At 62.0% G+C, this 21,363-nt stretch carries 22 protein-coding genes, 1 other RNA gene and 1 pseudogene; 15 read left to right on the top strand and 9 right to left on the bottom strand.

All coding sequences use genetic code 11. From position 1 onward, the window contains the following. Positions 1-81: 81 nt before the first annotated feature. From AABE10_RS24555 to AABE10_RS24530, 6 genes are all read left to right on the top strand, one after another. On the top strand, positions 82-1,374 hold the full coding sequence (locus AABE10_RS24555; RefSeq protein WP_342935816.1) for a Glu/Leu/Phe/Val dehydrogenase: 1,293 nt from the start codon (positions 82-84) through the stop codon (positions 1,372-1,374). Positions 1,375-1,758: 384 nt separating this feature from the next. Then, positions 1,759-2,652, top strand: a complete 894-nt coding sequence (locus AABE10_RS24550; RefSeq protein ID WP_342935815.1) for a glutamate/aspartate ABC transporter substrate-binding protein — start codon at positions 1,759-1,761, stop codon at positions 2,650-2,652. Positions 2,653-2,744: 92 nt separating this feature from the next. Beyond that, entirely contained in the window at positions 2,745-3,482 is a 738-nt protein-coding gene (locus AABE10_RS24545; protein ID WP_090868555.1) for an amino acid ABC transporter permease, read from the top strand. After that, the gene (gene gltK / locus AABE10_RS24540) at positions 3,482-4,159 is read left to right on the top strand and encodes a glutamate/aspartate ABC transporter permease GltK (RefSeq protein WP_342935814.1); all 678 of its coding nucleotides are present in this window, start codon (positions 3,482-3,484) and stop codon (positions 4,157-4,159) included. The genes AABE10_RS24545 and gltK overlap by 1 nt, the downstream gene beginning before the upstream one ends. Then, positions 4,156-4,881 carry an amino acid ABC transporter ATP-binding protein gene (locus AABE10_RS24535; RefSeq protein WP_342935813.1) on the top strand — a complete coding sequence of 242 codons (726 nt, stop codon included), beginning with the start codon at positions 4,156-4,158 and terminating at the stop codon, positions 4,879-4,881. Before gltK ends, AABE10_RS24535 begins: the two co-directional genes overlap by 4 nt. Positions 4,882-5,136: 255 nt before the next feature. Further along, positions 5,137-5,643 carry a hypothetical protein gene (locus AABE10_RS24530; RefSeq protein WP_342935812.1) on the top strand — a complete coding sequence of 169 codons (507 nt, stop codon included), beginning with the start codon at positions 5,137-5,139 and terminating at the stop codon, positions 5,641-5,643. 32 nt (positions 5,644-5,675) lie between these two features. Here the strand turns inward: AABE10_RS24530 and AABE10_RS24525 are convergent, their stop codons facing one another. Continuing rightward, on the bottom strand, positions 5,676-6,581 hold the full coding sequence (locus AABE10_RS24525; RefSeq protein ID WP_342935811.1) for a class II glutamine amidotransferase: 906 nt from the start codon (positions 6,579-6,581) through the stop codon (positions 5,676-5,678). A 199-nt stretch (positions 6,582-6,780) separates the two neighbouring features. Between AABE10_RS24525 and pyrC the strand changes: the two genes are divergently transcribed. From pyrC to rnpB, 3 genes and pseudogenes are all read left to right on the top strand, one after another. Then, positions 6,781-7,845, top strand: coding sequence for a dihydroorotase (pyrC, locus tag AABE10_RS24520; RefSeq protein WP_342935810.1), 1,065 nt, complete (start codon positions 6,781-6,783; stop codon positions 7,843-7,845). A gap of 39 nt (positions 7,846-7,884) precedes the next feature. Further along, positions 7,885-8,664 (top strand): annotated as a pseudogene (locus AABE10_RS24515) (DUF3025 domain-containing protein); the annotation flags it as partial. Positions 8,665-8,763: 99 nt separating this feature from the next. Next, positions 8,764-9,177, top strand: an RNA gene (gene rnpB, locus AABE10_RS24510) — RNase P RNA component class A. Between the two features lie 87 nt (positions 9,178-9,264). On the opposite strand, the gene AABE10_RS24505 is transcribed toward rnpB, so the two are convergent. Further along, positions 9,265-9,687, bottom strand: a complete 423-nt coding sequence (locus AABE10_RS24505; protein ID WP_087739749.1) for an OsmC family protein — start codon at positions 9,685-9,687, stop codon at positions 9,265-9,267. 605 nt (positions 9,688-10,292) lie between these two features. Here AABE10_RS24505 and rplM point away from each other — a divergent pair. From rplM to erpA, 3 genes are all read left to right on the top strand, one after another. Beyond that, the gene (gene rplM / locus AABE10_RS24500) at positions 10,293-10,721 is read left to right on the top strand and encodes a 50S ribosomal protein L13 (RefSeq protein WP_087739748.1); all 429 of its coding nucleotides are present in this window, start codon (positions 10,293-10,295) and stop codon (positions 10,719-10,721) included. 11 nt (positions 10,722-10,732) lie between these two features. Then, a complete protein-coding gene (rpsI, locus tag AABE10_RS24495; protein ID WP_087739747.1) occupies positions 10,733-11,125 on the top strand; it encodes a 30S ribosomal protein S9 in 393 nt (130 codons plus the stop codon). Positions 11,126-11,369: 244 nt separating this feature from the next. Continuing rightward, positions 11,370-11,735, top strand: coding sequence for an iron-sulfur cluster insertion protein ErpA (gene erpA, locus AABE10_RS24490; RefSeq protein WP_087739746.1), 366 nt, complete (start codon positions 11,370-11,372; stop codon positions 11,733-11,735). A gap of 111 nt (positions 11,736-11,846) precedes the next feature. Here erpA and AABE10_RS24485 read toward each other — a convergent pair whose 3' ends face one another. Then, on the bottom strand, positions 11,847-12,977 hold the full coding sequence (locus tag AABE10_RS24485) for an anhydro-N-acetylmuramic acid kinase (RefSeq protein ID WP_342935809.1): 1,131 nt from the start codon (positions 12,975-12,977) through the stop codon (positions 11,847-11,849). Positions 12,978-13,211: 234 nt separating this feature from the next. Between AABE10_RS24485 and tyrS the strand changes: the two genes are divergently transcribed. The 3 genes from tyrS to AABE10_RS24470 are packed head-to-tail and all read left to right on the top strand — an operon-like array spanning position 13,212 to position 15,683. Beyond that, positions 13,212-14,459, top strand: a complete 1,248-nt coding sequence (gene tyrS / locus AABE10_RS24480; RefSeq protein WP_342935808.1) for a tyrosine--tRNA ligase — start codon at positions 13,212-13,214, stop codon at positions 14,457-14,459. Between the two features lie 43 nt (positions 14,460-14,502). After that, positions 14,503-14,961 (top strand): D-aminoacyl-tRNA deacylase, encoded by a 459-nt coding sequence (dtd, locus tag AABE10_RS24475; protein ID WP_342935807.1) that lies wholly within the window; start codon positions 14,503-14,505, stop codon positions 14,959-14,961. Between the two features lie 50 nt (positions 14,962-15,011). Beyond that, entirely contained in the window at positions 15,012-15,683 is a 672-nt protein-coding gene (locus AABE10_RS24470) for a histidine phosphatase family protein (protein WP_342935806.1), read from the top strand. 73 nt (positions 15,684-15,756) lie between these two features. Here AABE10_RS24470 and ruvB read toward each other — a convergent pair whose 3' ends face one another. The 6 genes from ruvB to dusB form a co-directional block, all read right to left on the bottom strand. Next, on the bottom strand, positions 15,757-16,821 hold the full coding sequence (ruvB, locus tag AABE10_RS24465) for a Holliday junction branch migration DNA helicase RuvB (RefSeq protein ID WP_342935805.1): 1,065 nt from the start codon (positions 16,819-16,821) through the stop codon (positions 15,757-15,759). Between the two features lie 108 nt (positions 16,822-16,929). After that, positions 16,930-17,511 carry a Holliday junction branch migration protein RuvA gene (ruvA, locus tag AABE10_RS24460; protein WP_342935804.1) on the bottom strand — a complete coding sequence of 194 codons (582 nt, stop codon included), beginning with the start codon at positions 17,509-17,511 and terminating at the stop codon, positions 16,930-16,932. A 124-nt stretch (positions 17,512-17,635) separates the two neighbouring features. Next, positions 17,636-18,178, bottom strand: coding sequence for a crossover junction endodeoxyribonuclease RuvC (ruvC, locus tag AABE10_RS24455; RefSeq protein WP_342935803.1), 543 nt, complete (start codon positions 18,176-18,178; stop codon positions 17,636-17,638). Positions 18,179-18,283: 105 nt separating this feature from the next. Next, positions 18,284-19,849, bottom strand: a complete 1,566-nt coding sequence (gene purH / locus AABE10_RS24450; protein ID WP_342935802.1) for a bifunctional phosphoribosylaminoimidazolecarboxamide formyltransferase/IMP cyclohydrolase — start codon at positions 19,847-19,849, stop codon at positions 18,284-18,286. A 43-nt stretch (positions 19,850-19,892) separates the two neighbouring features. Continuing rightward, on the bottom strand, positions 19,893-20,126 hold the full coding sequence (locus AABE10_RS24445; protein WP_087739738.1) for a Fis family transcriptional regulator: 234 nt from the start codon (positions 20,124-20,126) through the stop codon (positions 19,893-19,895). Further along, positions 20,123-21,187 carry a tRNA dihydrouridine synthase DusB gene (dusB, locus tag AABE10_RS24440; protein WP_342935801.1) on the bottom strand — a complete coding sequence of 355 codons (1,065 nt, stop codon included), beginning with the start codon at positions 21,185-21,187 and terminating at the stop codon, positions 20,123-20,125. The genes AABE10_RS24445 and dusB overlap by 4 nt, the downstream gene beginning before the upstream one ends. Positions 21,188-21,363: the final 176 nt, after the last annotated feature.

The following is a 21,363-nucleotide window of genomic DNA, read 5'->3' as shown; positions in this document are numbered from 1 at the left end:
AATCGGATGAACAATCGGCATTGGACCCTTTCGGCGCTTTTTTTCGACAATGGCGTCACCCGATAAAACGCTGGAGCGTTCATGTCTACCGCGGCAAATCTGCAGTCCATCCCGTCCTACCTTCATCAGGACGATCTCGGCCCTTGGGGCAACTATCTCCGTCAAGTCGATCGCGTCGCGCCGTATCTCGGCTCGCTGTCGCGCTGGCTCGAAACGCTGAAACGCCCGAAGCGCATTCTCATCGTCGATTGCCCGATCGAACTCGATAACGGCACCGTGGCGCACTTCGAAGGCTATCGCGTGCAGCACAACGTATCGCGCGGTCCGGGCAAGGGCGGCGTGCGTTATCACCAGGACGTGACGCTGTCGGAAGTGATGGCGCTGTCCGCGTGGATGTCGGTGAAGAACGCAGCCGTGAACGTGCCGTACGGCGGCGCGAAGGGCGGTATCCGCGTCGATCCGCGCACGCTGTCGCGCGGCGAGCTGGAGCGTGTGACGCGCCGCTACACGAGCGAAATCGGCATCATCATCGGACCGAACACCGACATCCCTGCGCCGGACGTGAACACGAACGAGCAGATCATGGCGTGGATGATGGACACGTACTCGATGAACCAGGGCCAGACGTCGACGGGCGTCGTGACGGGCAAGCCGATCACGCTCGGCGGCTCGCTCGGCCGTCGCGAGGCGACGGGCCGCGGCGTGTTCGTCGTCGGCTGCGAAGCGGCTCGCCGCATCGGCATGGACATCGAAGGCGCGCGCATCGCCGTGCAGGGCTTCGGTAACGTCGGCGGCATCGCGGCGCGTCTGTATCAGGAAGCGGGCGCGAAGATCGTTGCCGTGCAGGACCACACGGGCACGCTGTACAAGCAATCGGGTATCGACGCAGTCGCGCTGCTCGATTACGTCGCGAAACACGGCGGCGTCGGCGGTTATCCGGAAGCGGACAAGATCGCGGACGATGACTTCTGGACGGTCGAGTCGGACATCCTGATTCCGGCTGCGCTCGAAAACCAGATCACCGAAAAGAACGCCGGCAAGATTCGCACGAAGATCATCGTCGAAGGCGCGAACGGCCCGACGACGACGGCCGCCGACGACATCCTGCACGACAAGGGCGTCCTCGTGATCCCCGACGTCGTCGCGAATGCGGGTGGCGTGACGGTGTCCTACTTCGAGTGGGTGCAGGACTTCTCGAGCTTCTTCTGGACGGAAGACGAGATCAACGAGCGTCTCGAGCGCGTGATGCGCGAAGCGTTCGCAGCCGTGTGGCAGGTGGCGAGCGAGCAGAAGGTGTCGGTGCGTACGGCTGCGTTCATCGTCGCGTGCAAGCGCATTCTGCAAGCGCGCGAAATGCGCGGCCTGTATCCCTGATACAGCGGCGCGGCCCGTATCCTCTCGGATATCCGGCCGAGCGAGGCGCCTGTCATGGAGGCAGGTGCCTCGCAACACACGTTTCACCCATGTCTTTGTCTGCGCGATTCCACGGACTCGCGCAGAATAGCGGGCGGACGGCATCTCCGGGTGCCGTCCGCTCTTGCGCAGTTGATGCCGTAAGTAGTTGAATCCGACCGGCAAAAACGACGCATCCAATGACGCGCGCATCATCGCGTCGAGCCGCTGCAAAGCCAGTACCAGCGCTGCATCGCGCAAATGGTGGCTTTATGCAACACTGCACGCGGAAACATGGTTAACAACCATACTTTCAGAATAATTACTGATATAAACTGGCGCCGGTTCTTGCCAAGGAGATCACAAATGAAGGTTAAAAAAGCTGCGCTCGTTCTCGCGACTCTGGGTTTGTTCACGGTAGGCGCACAAGCGCAGGACGCCGGCACGCTGAAGAAGATCAAGGACACGGGCGTCATTTCGCTGGGTCACCGCGAATCGTCGATTCCGTTTTCGTACTATGACGACAAGCAGAACGTGGTCGGCTACTCGCAGGAGTTCGCGCTGAAGGTCGTGGACGCCGTCAAGCAGAAGTTGAACATGCCGAATCTGAAGGTCAAGCTGACGCCGATCACGTCGCAAAACCGCATTCCGCTGGTGCAGAACGGCACCGTCGATCTGGAATGCGGCTCGACCACCAACAATGCCGAGCGCCAGCAACAGGTCGCGTTCTCGAACACGATCTTCGTGATCGGCACGCGCCTGATGACGAAGAAGGATTCGGGCATCAAGGACTGGGCGGACCTGAAGGGCAAGACCGTCGTGACGACGGCTGGCACGACGTCCGAGCGCCTGCTTCGCAAGATGAACCAGGACAAGAACATGGGCATGAACATCATCAGCGCGAAGGATCACGGGGAATCGTTTCTGACGCTGTCGACGGGCCGTGCGGCCGCGTTCATGATGGACGACGCGCTGCTCGCGGGCGAGCGCGCGAAGTCGAATAACCCGGGCGATTTCGTGATCGTCGGCACGCCGCAATCGCATGAAGCGTACGGCTGCATGCTGCGCAAGAACGATCCGGAGTTCAAGAAGGTCGTCGACGATGCGATCGCGAAGGTCGAGACGTCGGGCGAAGCATCGCAGATCTACAAGAAGTGGTTCGAATCGCCGATCCCGCCGAAGGGCCTGAACCTGGCGTTCCCGGAAAGCGACGACATGAAGGCGCTGTACAAGGCACCGAACGACAAGGCAATCGACTAAACCTCGAACAACCGTTAGCTGATCAGTCAACGTGTTGAACAGAACGGAAGGGGCAGGCGCTTCTTCCGTTTCTTTTTGTTGGAGTCTTCGTCATGTCATACCACTGGAACTGGGGCATTCTGCTAAGTCCGGTTTCCACCGGCGAGCCGACCACCTATCTCGGCTGGCTGCTGTCCGGCCTATGGGTGACGGTCACCGTTTCGCTTTCCGCGTGGGTGATCGCGCTCATCGTCGGGTCGCTGTTCGGCGTGTTGCGCACGGTGCCGAACAGGACGGCCGCGATCGGCACCGTCTACGTCGCGATCTTCCGTAACATCCCGCTGATCGTGCAGTTCTTCATCTGGTATCTGGTGATACCGGAACTGTTGCCGGTTTCGATCGGTACATGGTTCAAGCAACTGCCGCCGGGCACGCAGTTTTTCTCGTCGTCGATCATCTGTCTCGGGCTCTTCACGGCCGCACGTGTGTGCGAGCAGGTGCGCTCGGGCATCAACGCGCTGCCGCGCGGCCAGCGCGGGGCGGGCCTCGCGCTCGGCTTCACGCAATGGCAGACGTACCGCTACGTGCTGCTGCCCGTCGCGTACCGGATCATCGTGCCGCCGCTCACGTCCGAGTTTCTGAACATCTTCAAGAACTCCGCGGTCGCGTCGACCATCGGCCTGCTCGATCTGTCGGCGCAGGCGCGCCAGCTCGTCGACTACACGGCGCAGACGTATGAGTCGTTCATCGCCGTCACCGTGGCGTATCTGCTCATCAACCTGATCGTGATGACGCTGATGCGTATCGTCGAACACAAGAGCCGGCTGCCTGGCTACATCGGAGGCAAGTGATGCATCATTTCGACTGGAGCGGCATTCCGGGCGCGCTGCCTACGTTATGGACGGGTGCCATCGTCACGCTGAAGATCACCATTCTTGCGATCGTCGTCGGCATCGTGTGGGGCACACTGCTCGCCATCATGCGGCTGTCGTCGTTCAAACCCCTCGAGTGGTTCGCGAAGCTCTACGTGACGCTCTTCCGCTCTATTCCGCTCGTGATGGTTCTGCTGTGGTTCTTCCTGATCGTGCCGCAACTGCTGCAAAACGTGCTGGGGCTTTCCGCGGACATCGACATCCGTCTTGCTTCGGCGATGGTCGCGTTCTCGCTGTTCGAAGCCGCGTACTACTCGGAAATCATCCGCGCGGGCATTCAGGCCGTGCCGCGCGGGCAGGTGAATGCGTCGTTCGCGCTCGGCATGAACTACGCGCAGGCGATGCGCCTCGTCGTGCTGCCGCAGGCGTTCCGCGCGATGGTGCCGCTGCTGCTGACGCAAGCCATCGTGCTCTTTCAGGATACGTCGCTGGTCTATGTGATCAGCCTCGCCGACTTCTTCCGCACGGCCACCAATATTGGCGATCGTGACGGTACGAATGTCGAGATGGTACTGTTCGCCGGTGCGTGTTATTTCGTGGTTTGTGTGGTCGCGTCGACCCTCGTCAAAAGTCTTCAGAAAAAGGTCGCAAGATGATCTCCATTAAGAATGTCTCGAAGTGGTACGGCCAGTTTCAGGTGCTGACCGACTGCACGACGGAAGTGAAAAAGGGTGAAGTGGTCGTCGTGTGCGGCCCGTCGGGTTCTGGCAAGTCGACGCTCATCAAGACCGTCAACGGCCTTGAGCCGTTTCAGAAGGGCGACATCGTGATCAACGGCCAGTCGCTGACCGACAAGAAGACGAATCTGTCGAAGCTGCGCGCGAAGGTCGGCATGGTGTTCCAGCACTTCGAGCTGTTTCCGCATCTGTCGATCACCGAGAACCTGACGCTCGCGCAGATCAAGGTGCTCGGCCGCTCGAAGGACGAAGCGACGGCGAAGGGCCTGAAGCTGCTCGATCGCGTCGGCCTGCGCGCGCATGCGGACAAGTACCCGGGGCAATTGTCGGGCGGTCAGCAGCAGCGCGTGGCGATTGCGCGGGCGCTGTCGATGGACCCGATCGCGATGCTGTTCGACGAACCCACGTCGGCGCTCGATCCGGAGATGATCAACGAAGTGCTCGACGTGATGGTCGAACTCGCGCAGGAAGGCATGACGATGATGTGCGTGACGCACGAAATGGGCTTTGCCAAGAAGGTCGCACATCGCGTGATCTTCATGGACAAGGGTCTCATCGTCGAAGACGACCGCAAGGAAGACTTTTTTGCAAATCCGAAGTCGGATCGCGCTAAGGACTTTCTCGCGAAGATTCTGCATTAAGTTTAAGCATCAAATACAGCTAAAGCCGCTTCCCTGGAAGCGGCTTTTTTTATATATCTACAATTCCATCGCGATTTGCTTTGTGTCGGTTACGTGGTTATCCTAAACATTACAGATTCTTCCGACTATTAAATTGGTTAATCGGAATCATCTCATGGGAGTAATGCTGATATAAGCATAAGCTTGAGGCGAAAATTCGATGACGATAAGCGGCGTGCGTTGCCGTCATTCGTTTCGATCGACAAGAGATAAACCATGAAAGTGTTTTTGCTGAGCGACCTGGTCGTTCACGAGCTTGTATCGATGCAGTTGGAAGGAAAATGGCTGACGACGGAACAATTCTCCGAGTCGGCGCGTCTTTGGGTTTCTCGTCATGCCCCTAAAAATCAGTTTTCCGAACTGTTTGTTCGGGCGCTGGAAAAGGAGGCCGTTCAGATCGCGGAGCGCCTGATGAACGAAGGCGTGGTCATGATGGAAGGCTCACCGTTGAGGCGGCTGTTTCTGGATATTCCCGTTGTCAACTACGCCGATCCGCTGAGCGCAAGTGCGCTCGCTGCCAGCCTGGAGGTTTGCCGCAACAAGCTGTGCGATTGCGGCCCGCATTCCGCCAGAACGGACCTGGCAGCGCAGCTTGCGACAGACTGCTTGCGCTGTCCCGCCGTCTTGCGTTCGCTGATCTGCACGGCGGATACGCCACGGTCGACGGGATCGGCGGGTGAGCAGGGGTGCGCCGGCCGCGCTGGCGAGGCGGGCAACGAGTAACGACAACCGCCGCTACCCGGCACGTCAGCCGGTCACGATTCGTACGCGGCGGCGTCGTCGGACTCAAGGTCGAGCGCGGTGGCAGCGGGCAGCATGCTTGCCGACGCGCTCGGATCGCAGCCGGGATTGCGCGCCTTTTCCAGCACGGCCGGCGGCACGGGCACATTGGCGCGCGCAATGACTTCGCCATGCTGGAACATCAGCAGATCGCCGGGCTCGAAGGCGGTCCACACTTCGTTGTCGGTAAGCGGCTGCGTGGCGATGACCGCGACGCGGTCTTCGGGTGTCGTGTATTTGGCGAAGTCGATCGAAACATCTGCATCGACGAGATGCGCCGTCGAAAATGGCCAGCTGCGAACGAGGTAATGCAGATGCGTCGAGCAGTGCGCAAACAGCGCTTGGCCGTTCGACATCAGAAAGTTGAACACGCCGAACTGGGTGATCTCGCGCGTCAATGATTCGAGCGCGCCAAAAAGTTCGTTGAGCGGCGGCTGCGAACTGGGGAACGCCTTGCGCAAGCCTTGCAGCAGCGCGCAGAACGCGAGCTCGCTATCGGTGCTGCCGACGGGCTGATAGACGCCCGAGAGCACAGGGCTGTAGTTCTGCAGATCGCCGTTGTGCGCGAAGATCCAGTGGCGTCCCCACAACTCCCGCATGAACGGATGGCAATTTTCGAGCACGATGTGCCCTTGCGTCGCCTTGCGGATATGCGCGATCGTGTTTTTCGACTTGATCGGATAGCGCTTGACCATTTCGGCGATTGGCGATGTTGCCGACGACTGATGGTCGATAAAGAGGCGACAGGCCTTGTCCTCGAAGAAGGCGATGCCCCAGCCGTCGGAGTGGTGGTCGGTGACGCCGCCGCGCGCTGCGAAGCCGGTGAACGAGAACGTGACGTCCGTCGGCGCAGCGCAATTCATTCCGAGTAGTTGGCACATGATGCGAAAGACGAGCCTTATGAACGGGGTATGAGCCCAGGTGAGCCGACCCGTTACAATGATGATTTTCCAAGCATATCACCGAGCCAGAAACGGCAAAACGCAAAATTGACGAGTGTTTTGGCTGCATTTGTGCAAAGACATCGCCATTTTCTGCGCCAATCGTTGTTTGCCGCACCGGTCGCTCGTGACTCCCGCCATGACTGCATCTACCGCTGCTTCCGTCGATACCCTCACGCTCGCCCGTCCCGATGACTGGCACCTGCACGTCCGCGACGGCGCAATGCTCGCCGCCGTGCTGCCGCATACCGCGCGCCAATTCGGCCGCGCGATCATCATGCCGAACCTGAAGCCGCCCGTCACGACAACGGAAATGGCGCGCGCCTATCGCGAGCGCATCGTCGCGGCGATTCCGGCTGGCGTAATGTTCGAGCCGCTGATGACGCTGTATCTGACCGACAACACGCCGCCCGAGGAAATTCGCCGCGCTCGCGAAAGCGGTTTCGTGCATGGCGTGAAGCTGTACCCGGCCGGCGCGACGACGAACTCGGACGCTGGCGTCACGGACATCCGCAAATGCGCGAAGACGCTCGACATGATGCAGGAAGTCGGCATGCCGCTGCTCGTGCACGGCGAAGTGACGGATTCGTCGATCGACCTGTTCGATCGTGAAAAGGTCTTCATCGATCGGGTCATGACTCCGCTGCGCCGCGATTTCCCCGCGCTCAAGGTCGTGTTCGAGCACATTACGACGAAGGATGCCGTCGACTACATCCGCGACGCGGGTGCGCCGCCCGAACTGCTCGGCGCGACGATCACCGCGCATCATCTGCTGTATAACCGCAATGCGATCTTCCAGGGCGGCATTCGTCCGCATTACTACTGCCTGCCGGTGCTCAAGCGCGAAACGCATCGCGTGGCGCTCGTCGAGGCAGCGACTTCGGGCAATCCGCGTTATTTTCTCGGCACGGACAGCGCGCCGCATTCGAAGGGCCTGAAAGAGCATGCGTGCGGCTGCGCGGGCTGCTATACGGCACTGCACGCGCTCGAACTGTACGCGGAAGCCTTCGACAAGGCAGGGGCGCTCGACAAACTCGAGGGCTTCGCCAGCTTCCATGGCGCGGATTTCTACCGTCTGCCGCGCAGCGAGGAAAAGGTGACGCTGCGCCGCGAGCAATGGATGCTGCCGACGGAAGTCGCTGCTGGCGATACGCCCGTTGTGCCGCTGCGCGGCGGCGAGACGATCGGCTGGCGGCTCGTTTGACCGTTCTATTGACGCTTGATTTGAAGGCTGGCTAACGGAATGTCGCGTGATGTCGTTGCGCCCGGCGGCGCGCTGAAACGCGCCGCGCCGGGTTTCGCGGATATCGACTGGTTGCGGCCGTGGTTCGCGCAGGTCGCCGCGCGCGGCATGCGCTGGCAACAGGCCGCGCTGCGCAGCGCGACGGATCTGCTGCGAGAGATGAACGCCGACGCCGAGTCGGCAGCGCAGACGACGGGGCGCGGAAAGCGCCTCGCGTTCATCCCGCAAGACCATTTGCCTCCCGACACGGCCTACGAAGCTCATATCGCGGCGACAGGCTGCGTGCCGACGCGCCACAATCTGCACGATTTCTTCAACGCGCTGATGTGGTTCCAGTATCCCCGCATCAAGGCCGCGCTGAGCGCGCGCGGGTCGGCGGCCGTCGATGCGCTGGGCGTCGGCCCGACGCGTGGCGGCATGCGCGACGCGCTGACGCTGTTCGACGAGAACGCAGTGTTGTTCGCATCCGCCGAGCGCGAGCTGAGCATCGCACTGCGGTCCTTCGACTGGAGCGCGCTGTTCATCGACAACCGCGCCGCGTGGGGCGAGCGCTGCGAAGTGCGCTGTTTCGGGCATGCGCTGCTGGAAAAGCTCGTCACGCCGTACAAGGCGTGCACGGGGCATGCGTGGATCGTCGACGTGCCTTTAGCGTATTTTTCGTGGACCCGCGCTGCCCGCGACGCGTTTCTGGATGAGAACGTCGCCCGTGCGCTGATCGAAGGCAGCGAATTCAGCGGCAGGATGTTCGCGCCGCTCCCGGTGCTCGGCATCCCTGGCTGGTGGGCGGAAAACGAAAAGCCGTCGTTCTATGACGACGCCGCCGTATTTCGCAGCGGAAGGCGGTCCGGCGTGACGCCGGATGGTAAACTACTCGGTTGCAAAGCAGGTCAGGCAGTCGCGGCCTCGACGGCTTCCGCCGGCGAGGGCGAGGAAAGTCCGGACTCCACAGGGCAGGGTGATGGCTAACGGCCATCCGTGGCGACACGCGGAACAGGGCAACAGAAAGCAAACCGCCGATGGCCCGGCGCAAGCCGGGATCAGGTAAGGGTGAAACGGTGCGGTAAGAGCGCACCGCGGCTGCGGCGACGCAGACCGGCACGGTAACCTCCACCCGGAGCAATTCCAAGTAGGCAGGCGCGCATCTTCGCGATGCAGGACGGGGCCCCCGTCTCGTCTGCGGGTAGGAAGCTTGAGCGCGTCAGCAATGGCGCGCCTAGAGGAATGGCTGCCACGCGTGAGGCGTCTTCGGGCGCGTCGCGTGCACAGAATCCGGCTTATCGACCCGCTTTGCCGCTCAAACGACAAATGCCGGCGTCCGTTGGGACGCCGGCATTTGCTTTTTTGCGCGTTGCTTCGGCGCGTCCAGCCGTCGGCTCGGACTCAGGCCGCGACGATATCGAACGAATGCGACAGTTCGGCCGTCTTCGCGATCATGATCGACGCCGAGCAGTACTTGTCGTGCGACAGATTAATCGCGCGTTCGACGGTGGCCGGATTCAGGTTCTTGCCCGTCACCGTGAAATGGAAGTGGACCTTGGTGAAGACCTTCGGGTCTTCGCTGGCGCGCTCGGCTTTCAGCGTCACCGAGCAACCGATGATTTCCTGACGGCTCTTCTTCAGGATCATCACGACGTCGTACGCGGTGCAGCCGCCCGTGCCGAGCAACACCATTTCCATTGGGCGCGGCGCCAGATTACGGCCGCCGCCTTCAGGCGCGCCGTCCATAGCAACTAGGTGGCCACTGCCCGTTTCGGCGGCAAATGCCATGCCGTCCTGACCCATCCAGCTGACTTTGCATTCCATGCGTGTACTCCGGCTCGCTGGCCTTGAATGAGAAACGCATCATTGTAGCCCTATGGGTGATGGCTCGCCCGGAGCGACATCGTCAGCAGCTTATGCGAGAAAAGAGTGGTATGCTGCATCGCAGCATGCCGTGCGCGTAAGGGATAGCACCGACGAAATTAGGTGATCCGCTCTAGTGCCGTTTGAAAAACGTTCCTGCGGTTGATGGATAACCATCTGTTTTTAAATAATTTATTTCGAATAGATGTTCAGCCACGCAAATTCCAAATCATGAAATCGGATTTCACATTGCAAATACTCTTGCGTTGCACAAGCGCTGCACATATAATCTGTTCATTGATTGTCGAAGTTCGGCAATCTCCGCATGTCTCCTCCACCCTCCTCCTAAGGTGGATTAAGCCCGAACCGCTAGTTCGGGCTTTTTTTCGTCCCTAGTTTTTCGATCACTGCGGACGCTTTGACTCCTCGCGGCAAATTCCTTTATAATTCATAGCTTTTCCGCATTCGTGCCCGCGGAGGAAAAACAGGGAGAGCCTGCACGCGCCTCGATGCGCACTTACAAGCAGGAAAAAACACAGGGCGCAGCACTATTTTTTGGATCGATCATGAAGACGTTTTCCGCAAAAGCCCATGAGGTGACGCGCGAATGGTACGTGATTGACGCGACGGATAAAGTTCTCGGCCGTGTCGCCAGCGAAGTGGCACACCGTCTTCGCGGCAAGCACAAGCCTGAGTTCACCCCGCACGTCGACACCGGTGATTTCATCATCGTTATCAACGCCGGCAAGCTGAAGGTCACGGGCAACAAGACCACGGACAAGAAGTACTATCGCCACTCGGGCTACCCGGGCGGTATCTATGAAACGACGTTCGGCAAGATGCAGGAACGCTTCCCGGGCCGCGCGCTCGAGAAGGCGGTCAAGGGCATGCTGCCGAAGGGCCCGCTCGGCTACGCGATGATCAAGAAGCTGAAGGTCTACGCAGACGCAACGCATCCGCACTCGGCACAACAGCCGAAGGCGCTCGAGATCTAAGGGGAGCCCACATGATCGGTAACTGGAATTACGGTACGGGCCGCCGCAAGAGCGCCGTTGCACGTGTCTTCATCAAGGCAGGCAAGGGCGACATCGTCGTCAATGGCAAGCCCATCTCCGAGTATTTCTCGCGCGAAACCTCGCTGATGATCGTGCGTCAGCCGCTGGAACTGACGAACCACGCTTCGACGTTCGACATCAAGGTCAACGTGTCGGGCGGCGGTGAAACGGGTCAAGCAGGCGCAGTTCGCCACGGCATCACGCGCGCGCTGATGGACTACGACGCAACGCTGAAGCCGGCTCTGTCGAACGCAGGCTTCGTGACGCGTGACGCACGTGAAGTCGAGCGTAAGAAGGTCGGTTTCCACAAGGCACGTCGCCGCAAGCAGTTCTCGAAGCGTTAATCGTTTCGCGCCGGCTCTGTTTTCGGGCAGAGCCTGCAACAAAAGGCCGCCAACGCACATGCGAAGGCGGCTTTTTTGTTTTTTCGCCGCGCGGATGGATCGCATCGCTCCCGGCCGTGGGAGGATATGGCTCACGGTTTTGCACCGGCGTCCTCCGCCTAAGAACCTATTGATTTCATGGGCTTTAGCACGATATTGGGATCAGCAATACAATAGTGGCTAGAAGCCATTTTGGAGAGTTCGTATGAACGCAGTGACCGACACCCCTGTGACCGAGATGCCGGCCCCGTTCGTCTTTACCGACGCAGCGGCAGAAAAGGTCAAGCAACTGATCGACGAAGAAGGCAACCCGGACCTCAAACTGCGCGTGTTCGTGCAGGGTGGCGGCTGCTCGGGCTTCCAGTACGGCTTTACGTTCGACGAAGCGATCAACGAAGACGACACCGTGATGAACAAGAGCGGCGTCCAGTTGCTGATCGACTCGATGAGCTACCAGTATCTGGTCGGCGCGGAGATCGACTACAAGGACGATATCAACGGCGCCCAGTTCGTCATCAAGAATCCGAACGCGACCACTACTTGCGGTTGCGGTTCGTCGTTCTCGGTGTAATCGGCAGCCTACTTCGCGCAAAGCCGCACAGGAAACGGGGCCTCGGCCCCGTTTTTCATTTTTCGCCTCGCCTTCACGTTGCGAAAACGCCTCAGAACGAAAAACGAAGCATCAGCGCGGATAAATCGCGCCCAGCACGCGCTCGCCGGCCGCGCCCGTCACCGACGACAGATTTCCCGGCTCGCGCGCCATGCAACGCATCGCCAGCCACGCGAACGCCAGCGGCTCCACCTGATGCGGCGGCACGCCAAGCGCGTCCGTCGTCAGCACGGGCACGCCGCTGCAGCCGCTCTCGGCTAGCGCACCCTCCAGTGCTTTCATCACTTCCGGATTGCGCGCACCGCCGCCGCAGATATACACGGCCTTGCAATCAGGCGCATGACGCTCGATTTCGCGCGCGACGCTCACGGCCGTCAACGCGACCAGCGTCGCCTGGACGTCGGCGGGGCTTACGCCGGCGAATTCTTGTAGCCTTGCGTCAAGCCATTCGGCGTTGAACAGGTCGCGGCCCGTGCTTTTCGGCGGCTGCGCCTCGAAAAACGGCTCGTCGAGAAACGCATTGAGCAGCGGACGATGCACCTGGCCCGTCGCCGCGAACTGACCGTTCTCGTCATACGGCTTGTGCAGGTGCCGGTGCGCCCATTCGTCGAGGAGCGCGTTCGCCGGGCCGCAATCGAAGCCGCGCACGGCACCGTTCGCCGACAGGATGGTGATATTGCTGATCCCGCCCAGATTGCAGACCACACGCGTCTCGTTCTGCGCGCCGAAAACCGTCGCGTGGAACGCGGGCACGAGCGGCGCGCCCTGGCCGCCCGCCGCGACGTCGCGGCTGCGGAAATCGGCGATCACGTCGATATGCGTCATTTCCGCCAGCAGCGACGGGTTGTTGATCTGCCGCGTGTAGCCCTTTTCGGGCCGGTGCCGCACCGTCTGTCCGTGCACGCCGATTGCGCGGACATCGGCGGCCGACAGATTGCCCGCTCGCAGCAACTCGTGGCAACACACCGTGTAGCGCGCGGCCAATGCATTCGCGGCCAGTGCTTCGCGCTCGATTTCGTTGTCACCGGGCTGCTGAAGGGCGAACAGCGCGTCGCGCAGGCCCTCCGAAAAGCCCACGAAAGCCTGGGACCGCACGACGGGCGCCTTGCCTTTCGCGAACTCGACCGCAATGCCATCGACACCGTCCATGCTCGTGCCCGACATCAATCCGAAGTACACGCCGTCTGCTGTGTCTTTCGCCACGTCTGCTCCTCCCATCGTCGTTCGTCGCGCATCAGGGGCGCCTCGGGTGCGCCGTCCACGACGATTGTCGCTCAATGCTGCGGCGCGAAACAACCGGGCGGGGTCGCGCGCGAGCGCGTGCCGTCTCGGCGCGCGCCGTATTGCGACGCGAGTTGGGCGCGTTTCGCGTGAGATGAGGGCGCAATGTCCCGCAACTATGGGACAATCTCCCTTTTTGTGATCTCCCGTTCCAGCATGAGCACCGAGTCCACCGACAAGCCCAATTCCGCCTACCCGATCACCGATGAAGTCCGCCACGCGCTCGAAGTCACGAAGCGCGGCGTCGATGAACTGCTGATCGAAGAGGAGTTCGCGCAAAAGCTCGCGAAGAGCGCGGCCACGGGCACGCCGCTGCGCATCAAGCTGGGTCTCGATCCGACGGCGCCCGACATCCACATCGGCCACACCGTCGTGTTGAACAAGATGCGCCAGTTGCAGGACCTCGGTCATACGGTGATTTTCCTGATCGGCGATTTCACGTCGCTGATCGGCGATCCTTCCGGCCGCAACGCGACGCGGCCGCCGCTCACGCGCGAGCAGATCGAATCGAACGCGAAGACGTACTTCGAACAGGCCGCGCTCGTGCTCGACCGCGCGAAAACGGAAATTCGCTACAACAGCGAATGGTCGATGCCGCTCGGCGCCGACGGCATGATCAAGCTCGCGTCGCGCTACACCGTCGCGCGCATTCTCGAGCGCGAAGACTTCACGAAGCGGTTCCAGAGCGGCATCCCCATTTCGATCCACGAATTCCTGTATCCGCTGATGCAGGGGTACGACTCCGTCGCGCTGAACGCGGATCTCGAACTCGGCGGTACGGACCAGAAGTTCAATCTGCTCGTCGGCCGCGAGCTGCAAAAGCAGTACGGCCAGGAACAGCAGTGCATTCTGACGATGCCGCTGCTCGAAGGGCTGGACGGCGTCGAGAAGATGTCGAAGTCGAAGGGCAACTACGTCGGCATTAGCGAAAAGCCGACCGACATGTTCGGCAAGCTGATGAGCATCTCCGACGTGCTGATGTGGCGCTACTTCGAGCTGCTGTCGTTCCGTCCGATGACGGAAATCGAAGGATTCAAGCGCGAAATCGAAGGCGGGCGCAATCCGCGCGACTTCAAGGTGATGTTCGCGCAGGAAATCGTCGCGCGCTTTCACTCGCAGACCGACGCCGAGCGCGCGCTGGAGGACTTCAACCATCGCGCGAAGGGCGGCGTGCCGGACGACATTCCGTCCGTGTCGCTCGCGGGCGCCCCGCTCTCGATCGGACAACTGCTGAAGCAGGCGGGTCTCGTGCCGTCGACGAGCGAAGCGCTGCGCAACATCGAGCAGGGCGGCGTGAAGATCGACGGTGCGACCGTGTCCGACAAGGCGCTGAAGGTCGAAGCGGGTGAATTCGTCGTGCAGGTCGGCAAGCGTCGCTTTGCGCGCGTGACGCTGTCGGCGTGATGATCCGCGCAGCGCTCGGCATTCCGCAGCGGACGCCCGCCGCATGATCGCGCTGATTCAACGCGTGCGGCGCGCGGAAGTGCGCGTCGGCGACCGTGTGACGGGCGCGATCGACGCGGGCCTGCTCGCGCTCGTGTGCGCCGAACGCGGCGACACCGACGCCATCGCCGACAAGCTGCTGGCGAAAGTGCTCGGCTACCGCGTGTTCAGCGATGCCGCGGGCAAGATGAACCTGCCCGTGCAGAATATCGACGGCGCGGGCCGCGCGGGCGGCCTGTTGCTGGTTTCGCAGTTCACGCTCGCGGCCGACACGAACAGCGGCCTGCGTCCCAGTTTCACGCCCGCTGCGCCGCCCGACGAGGGCAAGCGCCTGTTCGATTACTTCGTCGCGGCGGCGCGCGCGAAGCACCCCGTCGTCGAAACGGGCGAATTCGGCGCGGACATGCAGGTGTCGCTCGTCAACGACGGGCCCGTCACGTTCTGGCTGCAGACCCGGGCCTGAGCGCGCGTTCCATTTCGCCCAGCCTCACATCGTCTAGCGACGTCGATTCCATGGCCACACAAATCCTCTTCATCCGACACGGCGAAACCGACTGGAACCGCATCAAGCGGATTCAAGGGCACATCGACATTCCGCTCGCGGCGAGCGGTGTCGAACAGGCCGAGCGTCTTGCCGAACGTTTCGCACGCGAGGCTCGAGGCGGCGCGCGGCTCGATGCCGTCTATTCGAGCGATCTGTTGCGCGCGCAGCAAACGGCTCGGCCTTTTGCAGACGCGCTCGGCTTGCCGTTGCGACTGAGTGAAGGGTTGCGCGAGCGCAACTACGGCGCGTTCCAGGGACATGACAGCGACGAGATCGCGCGGCGCTTTCCCGATGAGTACGCGCAATGGCAGACGCGCGATCCGGGCTTCTCGCCACCCGAGGGCGAATCGCAGCGTGTGTTCTATCACCGTGTATTGCACGCGATCGAACCGATCGTCGCCGAGCATCCGGACGGGCGTATCGCCTGTGTCGCGCATGGTGGCGTGCTGGATTGCGTGTATCGCTTCGCGAACGGGCTGGCGCTGGACGCGCCACGCAACTACGCGCTGCTGAACACGAGCGTGAACGTGGTCGATTACGCAGATGGGCGCGCGACAGTTGCGACATGGGCCGACGTCACGCACCTCGACGGGCGCAGTGAAGACGACAGCTTCAAGAAGGCGCCCGAAGCGGCGCGCTAAAGCTGATCGACACGGCCTCGACGATAAGAACTATGCACAACGTCACGCGCCGTGCTTTTCATCGAGGAGCCGCTTAGCTCGGCTCTGGATCCCACAGCCCGCTCACCGGGTTCGCCGAATCCGGCGCGGCGAGGCCGAAGTGTCGATACGTGAGCAGCGTCGCCACGCGTCCGCGCGGCGTCCGCTGCAGGAAGCCTTGCTGGATCAGATAAGGTTCAAGCACGTCTTCGATCGTGTCGCGCTCTTCGCCGATGGCTGCCGCCAGATTGTCGACGCCGACGGGCCCACCATCGAACTTGTGCAGGATCGCTTCGAGCAGCTTGCGGTCCATCAGATCGAAGCCGACCGGGTCGACATCGAGCATCTTCAGCGCCGCATCCGCGACCTCGGCGGTGATCTTGCCATCCGCCTTCACCTCCGCGAAGTCGCGCACGCGGCGCAGCAGCCGGTTCGCGATACGCGGCGTGCCGCGCGAGCGCTTCGCGATTTCCAGCGCGCCATCCGGATGGATCTGCGCGCCCAGCAACGATGCGGAGCGGCTGACGATGCGCGCCAGCTCCTCTGCGTTGTAGAACTCCAGCCGCGCGACGATTCCGAAGCGGTCGCGCAACGGGTTGGTCAGCATGCCCGCGCGCGTCGTCGCGCCGACCAGCGTGAACGGTTGCAGATCGAGCTTCACGCTGCGCGCGGCGGGGCCCTCGCCGATCATGATGTCGATCTGATAATCCTCGAGCGCCGGGTACAGGATTTCCTCGACGACGGGCGACAGCCGGTGAATCTCGTCGATAAAGAGGACGTCGTTGGCTTCGAGATTCGTCAGCAGCGCGGCGAGGTCGCCCGCGCGTTCGAGCACAGGCCCCGACGTCTGCCGCAGATTGACGCCCATTTCGCGCGCGATGATATGCGCGAGCGTCGTCTTGCCGAGACCCGGCGGCCCGAACAGCAGTACGTGGTCCAGCGATTCAGAGCGGCGCCTCGCCGCCTCGATGAAGATTTCCAGCTGGCCGCGCACCTTTTCCTGGCCGACGTATTCATCGAGCTGGCGCGGGCGCAACGCGCGCTCGAATGCTTCTTCATTCGGCGACACGGGCGTGGCGGCGATGATGCGTTCGGCGGCGAGTTTGTCGTGTTCGATCATGCAGGCATTGTACCGCGCGTGACCCGTTCGACGACCTGGCCGAACGGCCAGGGTGCGCGTACACAGGCGGCGTGCGAAGCTTCACGCATCGCCGCTGTGAAGGCCCGCTCAGCCCTTCGACAGCGCCTTCAACGCAAGCTTGATGCCTTCGGAAACACCCGTGCCCGCCGGCACGTTCTTGATGGCAGCCAGCGCTTCTTTTTCGGAGTAGCCCAATGCCAGCAATGCGTTCAGGATGTCGGACGCATGATCGGACGGCGACGCCGCGCCCGCCATCGCGCCAATGTCGGCGCCGAGCTTGCCTTTTAGTTCGAGCAGGAGCCGCTCCGCCGTCTTTTTGCCGATGCCAGGCACGCGCGTGAGGCGCGCGGCGTCCTGCATCGTCACTGTTTGCGATAGTTCCTGCACGCTCATGCCGGACAGCACGGCAAGCGCCATGCGCGCGCCGATGCCCGTGATCTTTAACAACTCGCGAAACGTCGAACGCTCTTGCGGCGTGAGGAAGCCGTACAGCAGATGAGCATCCTCGCGCACGATCATCTGCGTGAGCAGCACGATCTTTTCGCCTGTCGATGGCAGGTTGTAGAACGTGCTCATCGGCACATCGACTTCGTAGCCGACACCGTTACAGTCGATCAGAAGGTGAGGCGGATTCTTTTCCAGCAGGACGCCGGCGATGCGACCGATCATGGCGGGTTCTATCGTGAGGGAAAGCGCGAGTGTAGCGCAGCGGGAACAGCTTTCGCGAGCCGGGCCTGCTAGCCGTCAAACCCTCCGTCGTGTGTGTTGTTTCAAGCGTCGTGCGTTGTGAGGATCAACCCACCAGCCGTCCGCGCCGCACCCGCAATCCCTTCTTCGCCAGCGCGGGTGCGATGCCGCCCAGCGTGCTCAGCGTGCCGCCGCCGTGCGCATGGCAGATCGCCATGCCGAGGGCATCGGCGGCATCGGTGGAGGGGATGCCCGAGAGGCTCAGCAGCCGCACGACCATTTGCTGCATCTGCTCCTTGGTCGCGCGTCCGTAGCCGACCACGGCCTGTTTCAACTGCAGCGCCGTGTACTCGGCGACGGGCACGCCGCCCGACACCAGCCCGCAGATCGCCGCGCCTCGCGCCTGGCCGAGCAACAGCGTCGATTGCGGATTGACGTTCACGAACACCTTTTCGATTGCCGCCTGGTCCGGCGCGTGCTGGCGGATCAGCGTCGAAATGCCTTCGAAGATGGTGCCGAGCCGGGTCGGCAGATCGGCATCGGCGGTCTTGATGACGCCGCTCGTCACATAGCTGAGCTGGTGGCCGGACAGATCGATCACGCCGAAGCCCGTGACGCGCAAGCCTGGGTCGATGCCGAGAATTCTCATAGGTGCCGTGCGTGTTCAGTGCCTGCGATACTACAACGAATCAAATGCAAAACGGCCCGGCAGTTGCAAACCGCCGGGCCGTTCCAGAAGAAGCGGGTCAGCCGATCAGTGGCGGAAGTGGCGGACGCCCGTCACGACCATCGCGATGTTGTGCTCGTCGGCGGCGGCGATCACTTCGTCGTCGCGCATCGAGCCGCCCGGCTGGATCACGCACGTCGCGCCTGCCGCAACGACCACGTCGAGACCGTCGCGGAACGGGAAGAATGCATCCGACGCCACGGCCGTACCCGACAGCGTCAGTCCAGCGTTCTGCGCCTTGATGCTGGCGATGCGCGCCGAATCCACGCGGCTCATCTGGCCCGCGCCGACGCCCATCGTCATGCCGTTCGAGCAGAACACGATCGCGTTCGACTTCACGAACTTCGCGACGCGCCACGCGAACAGCAAGTCGTCCATTTCCTTCGGCGTCGGGTGACGCTTCGTGACGACGCGCAGTTCGTGCGGCTGCACGTTCTTCGCGTCGAGCGACTGAACCAGCAGTCCGCCGCCCACACGCTTCAGATCGAACGTGTTGTGGCCTTCGCCCAGCGCGATTTCGAGCAGGCGAACGTTCTGCTTGGCCGCGAACACCTGCCTGGCCGCTTCCGTGAAGGAAGGCGCGATCAGCACTTCGACGAACTGCTTCGCGACTGCCTGTGCGGCGGTTTCATCCACTTCGCGATTGAACGCGATGATGCCGCCGAACGCCGACGTCGGATCGGTCTGGAAAGCCTTCGAATACGCTTCGTGCGCGTTCGCGCCGATGGCCACGCCGCACGGGTTCGCGTGCTTGATGATCACGCAGGCGGGCGCGTCGAAGGTCTTCACGCATTCCCACGCGGCATCCGAGTCGGCGATGTTGTTGTACGACAGCTCCTTGCCCTGCAGCTGGCGATAGTTCGCGAGCGCGCCGGCGGGTACCGCGATGTCGCGGTAGAACGCGGCGCTCTGGTGCGGGTTCTCGCCATAGCGCAGGTCTTGGACCTTCTCGAACGCCATGTTGAGCGTGGCCGGGTACGTGTTGCGATCGCGGTGCTGCAGTTCTTCCGTGAGACTCGTCAGGTAGTTCGTGATCGCGCCGTCGTACTGCGCGGTGTGCGCGAACACCTTGGTCGCGAGACGGAAGTTGGTCTTGTAGCCGACCTTGTTGCCGTTCGCGCGCATTTCTTCGAGCACACTCGCGTAGTCGGCCGGGTCGACGACGACCGTCACGTCGCGATGGTTTTTCGCTGCCGAGCGCAGCATCGTCGGGCCGCCGATGTCGATGTTCTCGATCGCGTCTTCCAGCGTGCATTCTTCCTTCGACACGGTCTGCACGAACGGATACAGGTTCACGACAAGCAGATCGATGGTCGGAATACTGTGCTTTTCGAGCGCGGCCATGTGCTCCGGCAAGTCGCGCCGGGCGAGGATGCCGCCGTGCACTTTCGGGTGCAGCGTTTTCACGCGCCCATCCAGCATTTCCGGAAAGCCCGTGTAATCGGCTACTTCGGTAACGGAAAGGCCGGCATCCGCGAGCAGTTTCGCGGTGCCGCCCGTCGACAGGATCTTGACGCCGAGGTCCGACAGCGATTTCGCGAAATCGACGATGCCGGACTTGTCGGAAACGGAGATGAGCGCTTGCTTGATCATGATGGGAACAAAAGCCGATGAAAGGCGTGGCAGGGCGCTGAAACTACAGCAAGCCGTGCTGTTGCAGTTTCTTGCGCAGCGTATTGCGGTTGATGCCGAGATACTCGGCTGCCAGCGACTGATTGCCGCCGGCCTGCTCGAGCACCACCTCGAGCATCGGTTTTTCGACACACGAAATCACCATGTCATAGACATCGTGCGGATTGGAGCCGTCGAGATCCTGGAAGTACATACCCAGGCTGTCGCGGACACATTGTTCGATATTGTGCTTGCTCATGCTGCTAGTCGGTCGGTTTGGTCCTGCTCGCCGTTGTTGTTGACTTCGTCGCCGACGTACACGAGGCGGTCCGAAATCGCCTTTTGCGCGTCGAAGAATTCGTTGACGGCGAGCAGCTGTTCGCGCGTCGTGTCCAGCGTATTCATGCGATGGCGGAACACATTGGCGCCGGAAAGGCCGCGAGTGTACCAGCCGATGTGCTTGCGCGCAGTCCGAACGCCCGTAAATTCGCCGTAGAACGCGTAGTGATCTTCCAGATGCTCGTTCATCACCCGCTGGATTTCGTCGATGCGCGGCGCTTCCATCAGTTCGCCCGTGCGCAGGAAATGCTCGATCTCGCGGAAGAGCCACGGGCGTCCCTGTGCCGCGCGGCCGATCATGATCGCGTCCGCGCCCGTCGCGGCCAGCACGTCGCGCGCCTTCTGCGGCGACGTGATGTCGCCGTTCGCGACCACGGGAATCTTTACCGCGGCCTTCACGGCGGCAATCGTTTCGTACTCAGCTTCGCCGCGGTACAGATCGGCGCGCGTGCGGCCGTGGACGGTCAGCATCGAAATGCCCGAGTTCTCGGCGAGCCGCGCGACGTTCAGCGCGTTCCGGTTTTCGCGGTTCCAGCCGGTGCGAATCTTCAGCGTGACGGGCACGGCGCCCGGGCCGATACCGACTGCGCCCACCACCGCCTCGACGATCCGCTGCACGAGCGGCTCGTTCTGCAGCAACGCCGACCCGGCCGCGACATTGCAGACCTTCTTGGCCGGGCAGCCCATGTTGATATCGATGATCTGCGCGCCGTTCGCGACGTTGTAGCGCGCGGCCTCGGCCAACATCTGCGGGTCCGCGCCGGCGATCTGCACCGCGATCGGCTCGACTTCTCCCGCGTGATTCGCGCGGCGCATCGTCTTTTCGCTCTTCCACAACTGCGCGTTCGACGCCACCATCTCCGACACCGCATACCCCGCGCCCATGCGCTTGCAGAGCTGGCGGAACGGCCGGTCCGTCACGCCCGCCATCGGGGCGACGAACAGGTTGTTGCGCAGTGTGTGGGAGCCGAGAGTGGGCATGGCGGACATCGGCGGCGAACGTTCGATGCGCTCAAAATAGCGCACGTCGCGTACCGCGAAATACGAGGGAAAACGTCTATTTTAGCGTTAACGCACTAGAGCCTGACGCAGCGGCCCATGTGGCAACTCATTAAATCTTCTATGAAAGTGGCCGCGTTCATAGAACGGCGGCCACT

The sequence above is a fragment of the Paraburkholderia diazotrophica genome, assembly GCF_038900755.1.
GTDB lineage: Bacteria > Pseudomonadota > Gammaproteobacteria > Burkholderiales > Burkholderiaceae > Paraburkholderia > Paraburkholderia diazotrophica_A.
Note: the sequence above shows the minus strand (reverse complement) of the source record. Positions and strands in the feature narration are given on the sequence as shown.

Excerpts from the sequence above, each read along its gene's own strand:
- ruvA (WP_342935804.1), bottom strand. The coding sequence starts at position 17,511 with ATGATCGGTCGCATCGCCGGCGTCCTGCTGGAAAAGAATCCGCCTCAC.
- gltK (WP_342935814.1), top strand. The coding sequence starts at position 3,482 with ATGCATCATTTCGACTGGAGCGGCATTCCGGGCGCGCTGCCTACGTTA.
- AABE10_RS24530 (WP_342935812.1), top strand. The coding sequence starts at position 5,137 with ATGAAAGTGTTTTTGCTGAGCGACCTGGTCGTTCACGAGCTTGTATCG.
- AABE10_RS24525 (WP_342935811.1), bottom strand. The coding sequence starts at position 6,581 with ATGTGCCAACTACTCGGAATGAATTGCGCTGCGCCGACGGACGTCACG.
- ruvC (WP_342935803.1), bottom strand. The coding sequence starts at position 18,178 with ATGAGAATTCTCGGCATCGACCCAGGCTTGCGCGTCACGGGCTTCGGC.
- AABE10_RS24535 (WP_342935813.1), top strand. The coding sequence starts at position 4,156 with ATGATCTCCATTAAGAATGTCTCGAAGTGGTACGGCCAGTTTCAGGTG.
- AABE10_RS24470 (WP_342935806.1), top strand. The coding sequence starts at position 15,012 with ATGGCCACACAAATCCTCTTCATCCGACACGGCGAAACCGACTGGAAC.
- AABE10_RS24550 (WP_342935815.1), top strand. The coding sequence starts at position 1,759 with ATGAAGGTTAAAAAAGCTGCGCTCGTTCTCGCGACTCTGGGTTTGTTC.
- tyrS (WP_342935808.1), top strand. The coding sequence starts at position 13,212 with ATGAGCACCGAGTCCACCGACAAGCCCAATTCCGCCTACCCGATCACC.
- dusB (WP_342935801.1), bottom strand. The coding sequence starts at position 21,187 with ATGCCCACTCTCGGCTCCCACACACTGCGCAACAACCTGTTCGTCGCC.
- ruvB (WP_342935805.1), bottom strand. The coding sequence starts at position 16,821 with ATGATCGAACACGACAAACTCGCCGCCGAACGCATCATCGCCGCCACG.
- rpsI (WP_087739747.1), top strand. The coding sequence starts at position 10,733 with ATGATCGGTAACTGGAATTACGGTACGGGCCGCCGCAAGAGCGCCGTT.
- AABE10_RS24545 (WP_090868555.1), top strand. The coding sequence starts at position 2,745 with ATGTCATACCACTGGAACTGGGGCATTCTGCTAAGTCCGGTTTCCACC.
- AABE10_RS24445 (WP_087739738.1), bottom strand. The coding sequence starts at position 20,126 with ATGAGCAAGCACAATATCGAACAATGTGTCCGCGACAGCCTGGGTATG.
- purH (WP_342935802.1), bottom strand. The coding sequence starts at position 19,849 with ATGATCAAGCAAGCGCTCATCTCCGTTTCCGACAAGTCCGGCATCGTC.
- erpA (WP_087739746.1), top strand. The coding sequence starts at position 11,370 with ATGAACGCAGTGACCGACACCCCTGTGACCGAGATGCCGGCCCCGTTC.
- AABE10_RS24505 (WP_087739749.1), bottom strand. The coding sequence starts at position 9,687 with ATGGAATGCAAAGTCAGCTGGATGGGTCAGGACGGCATGGCATTTGCC.
- pyrC (WP_342935810.1), top strand. The coding sequence starts at position 6,781 with ATGACTGCATCTACCGCTGCTTCCGTCGATACCCTCACGCTCGCCCGT.
- rplM (WP_087739748.1), top strand. The coding sequence starts at position 10,293 with ATGAAGACGTTTTCCGCAAAAGCCCATGAGGTGACGCGCGAATGGTAC.
- dtd (WP_342935807.1), top strand. The coding sequence starts at position 14,503 with ATGATCGCGCTGATTCAACGCGTGCGGCGCGCGGAAGTGCGCGTCGGC.
- AABE10_RS24555 (WP_342935816.1), top strand. The coding sequence starts at position 82 with ATGTCTACCGCGGCAAATCTGCAGTCCATCCCGTCCTACCTTCATCAG.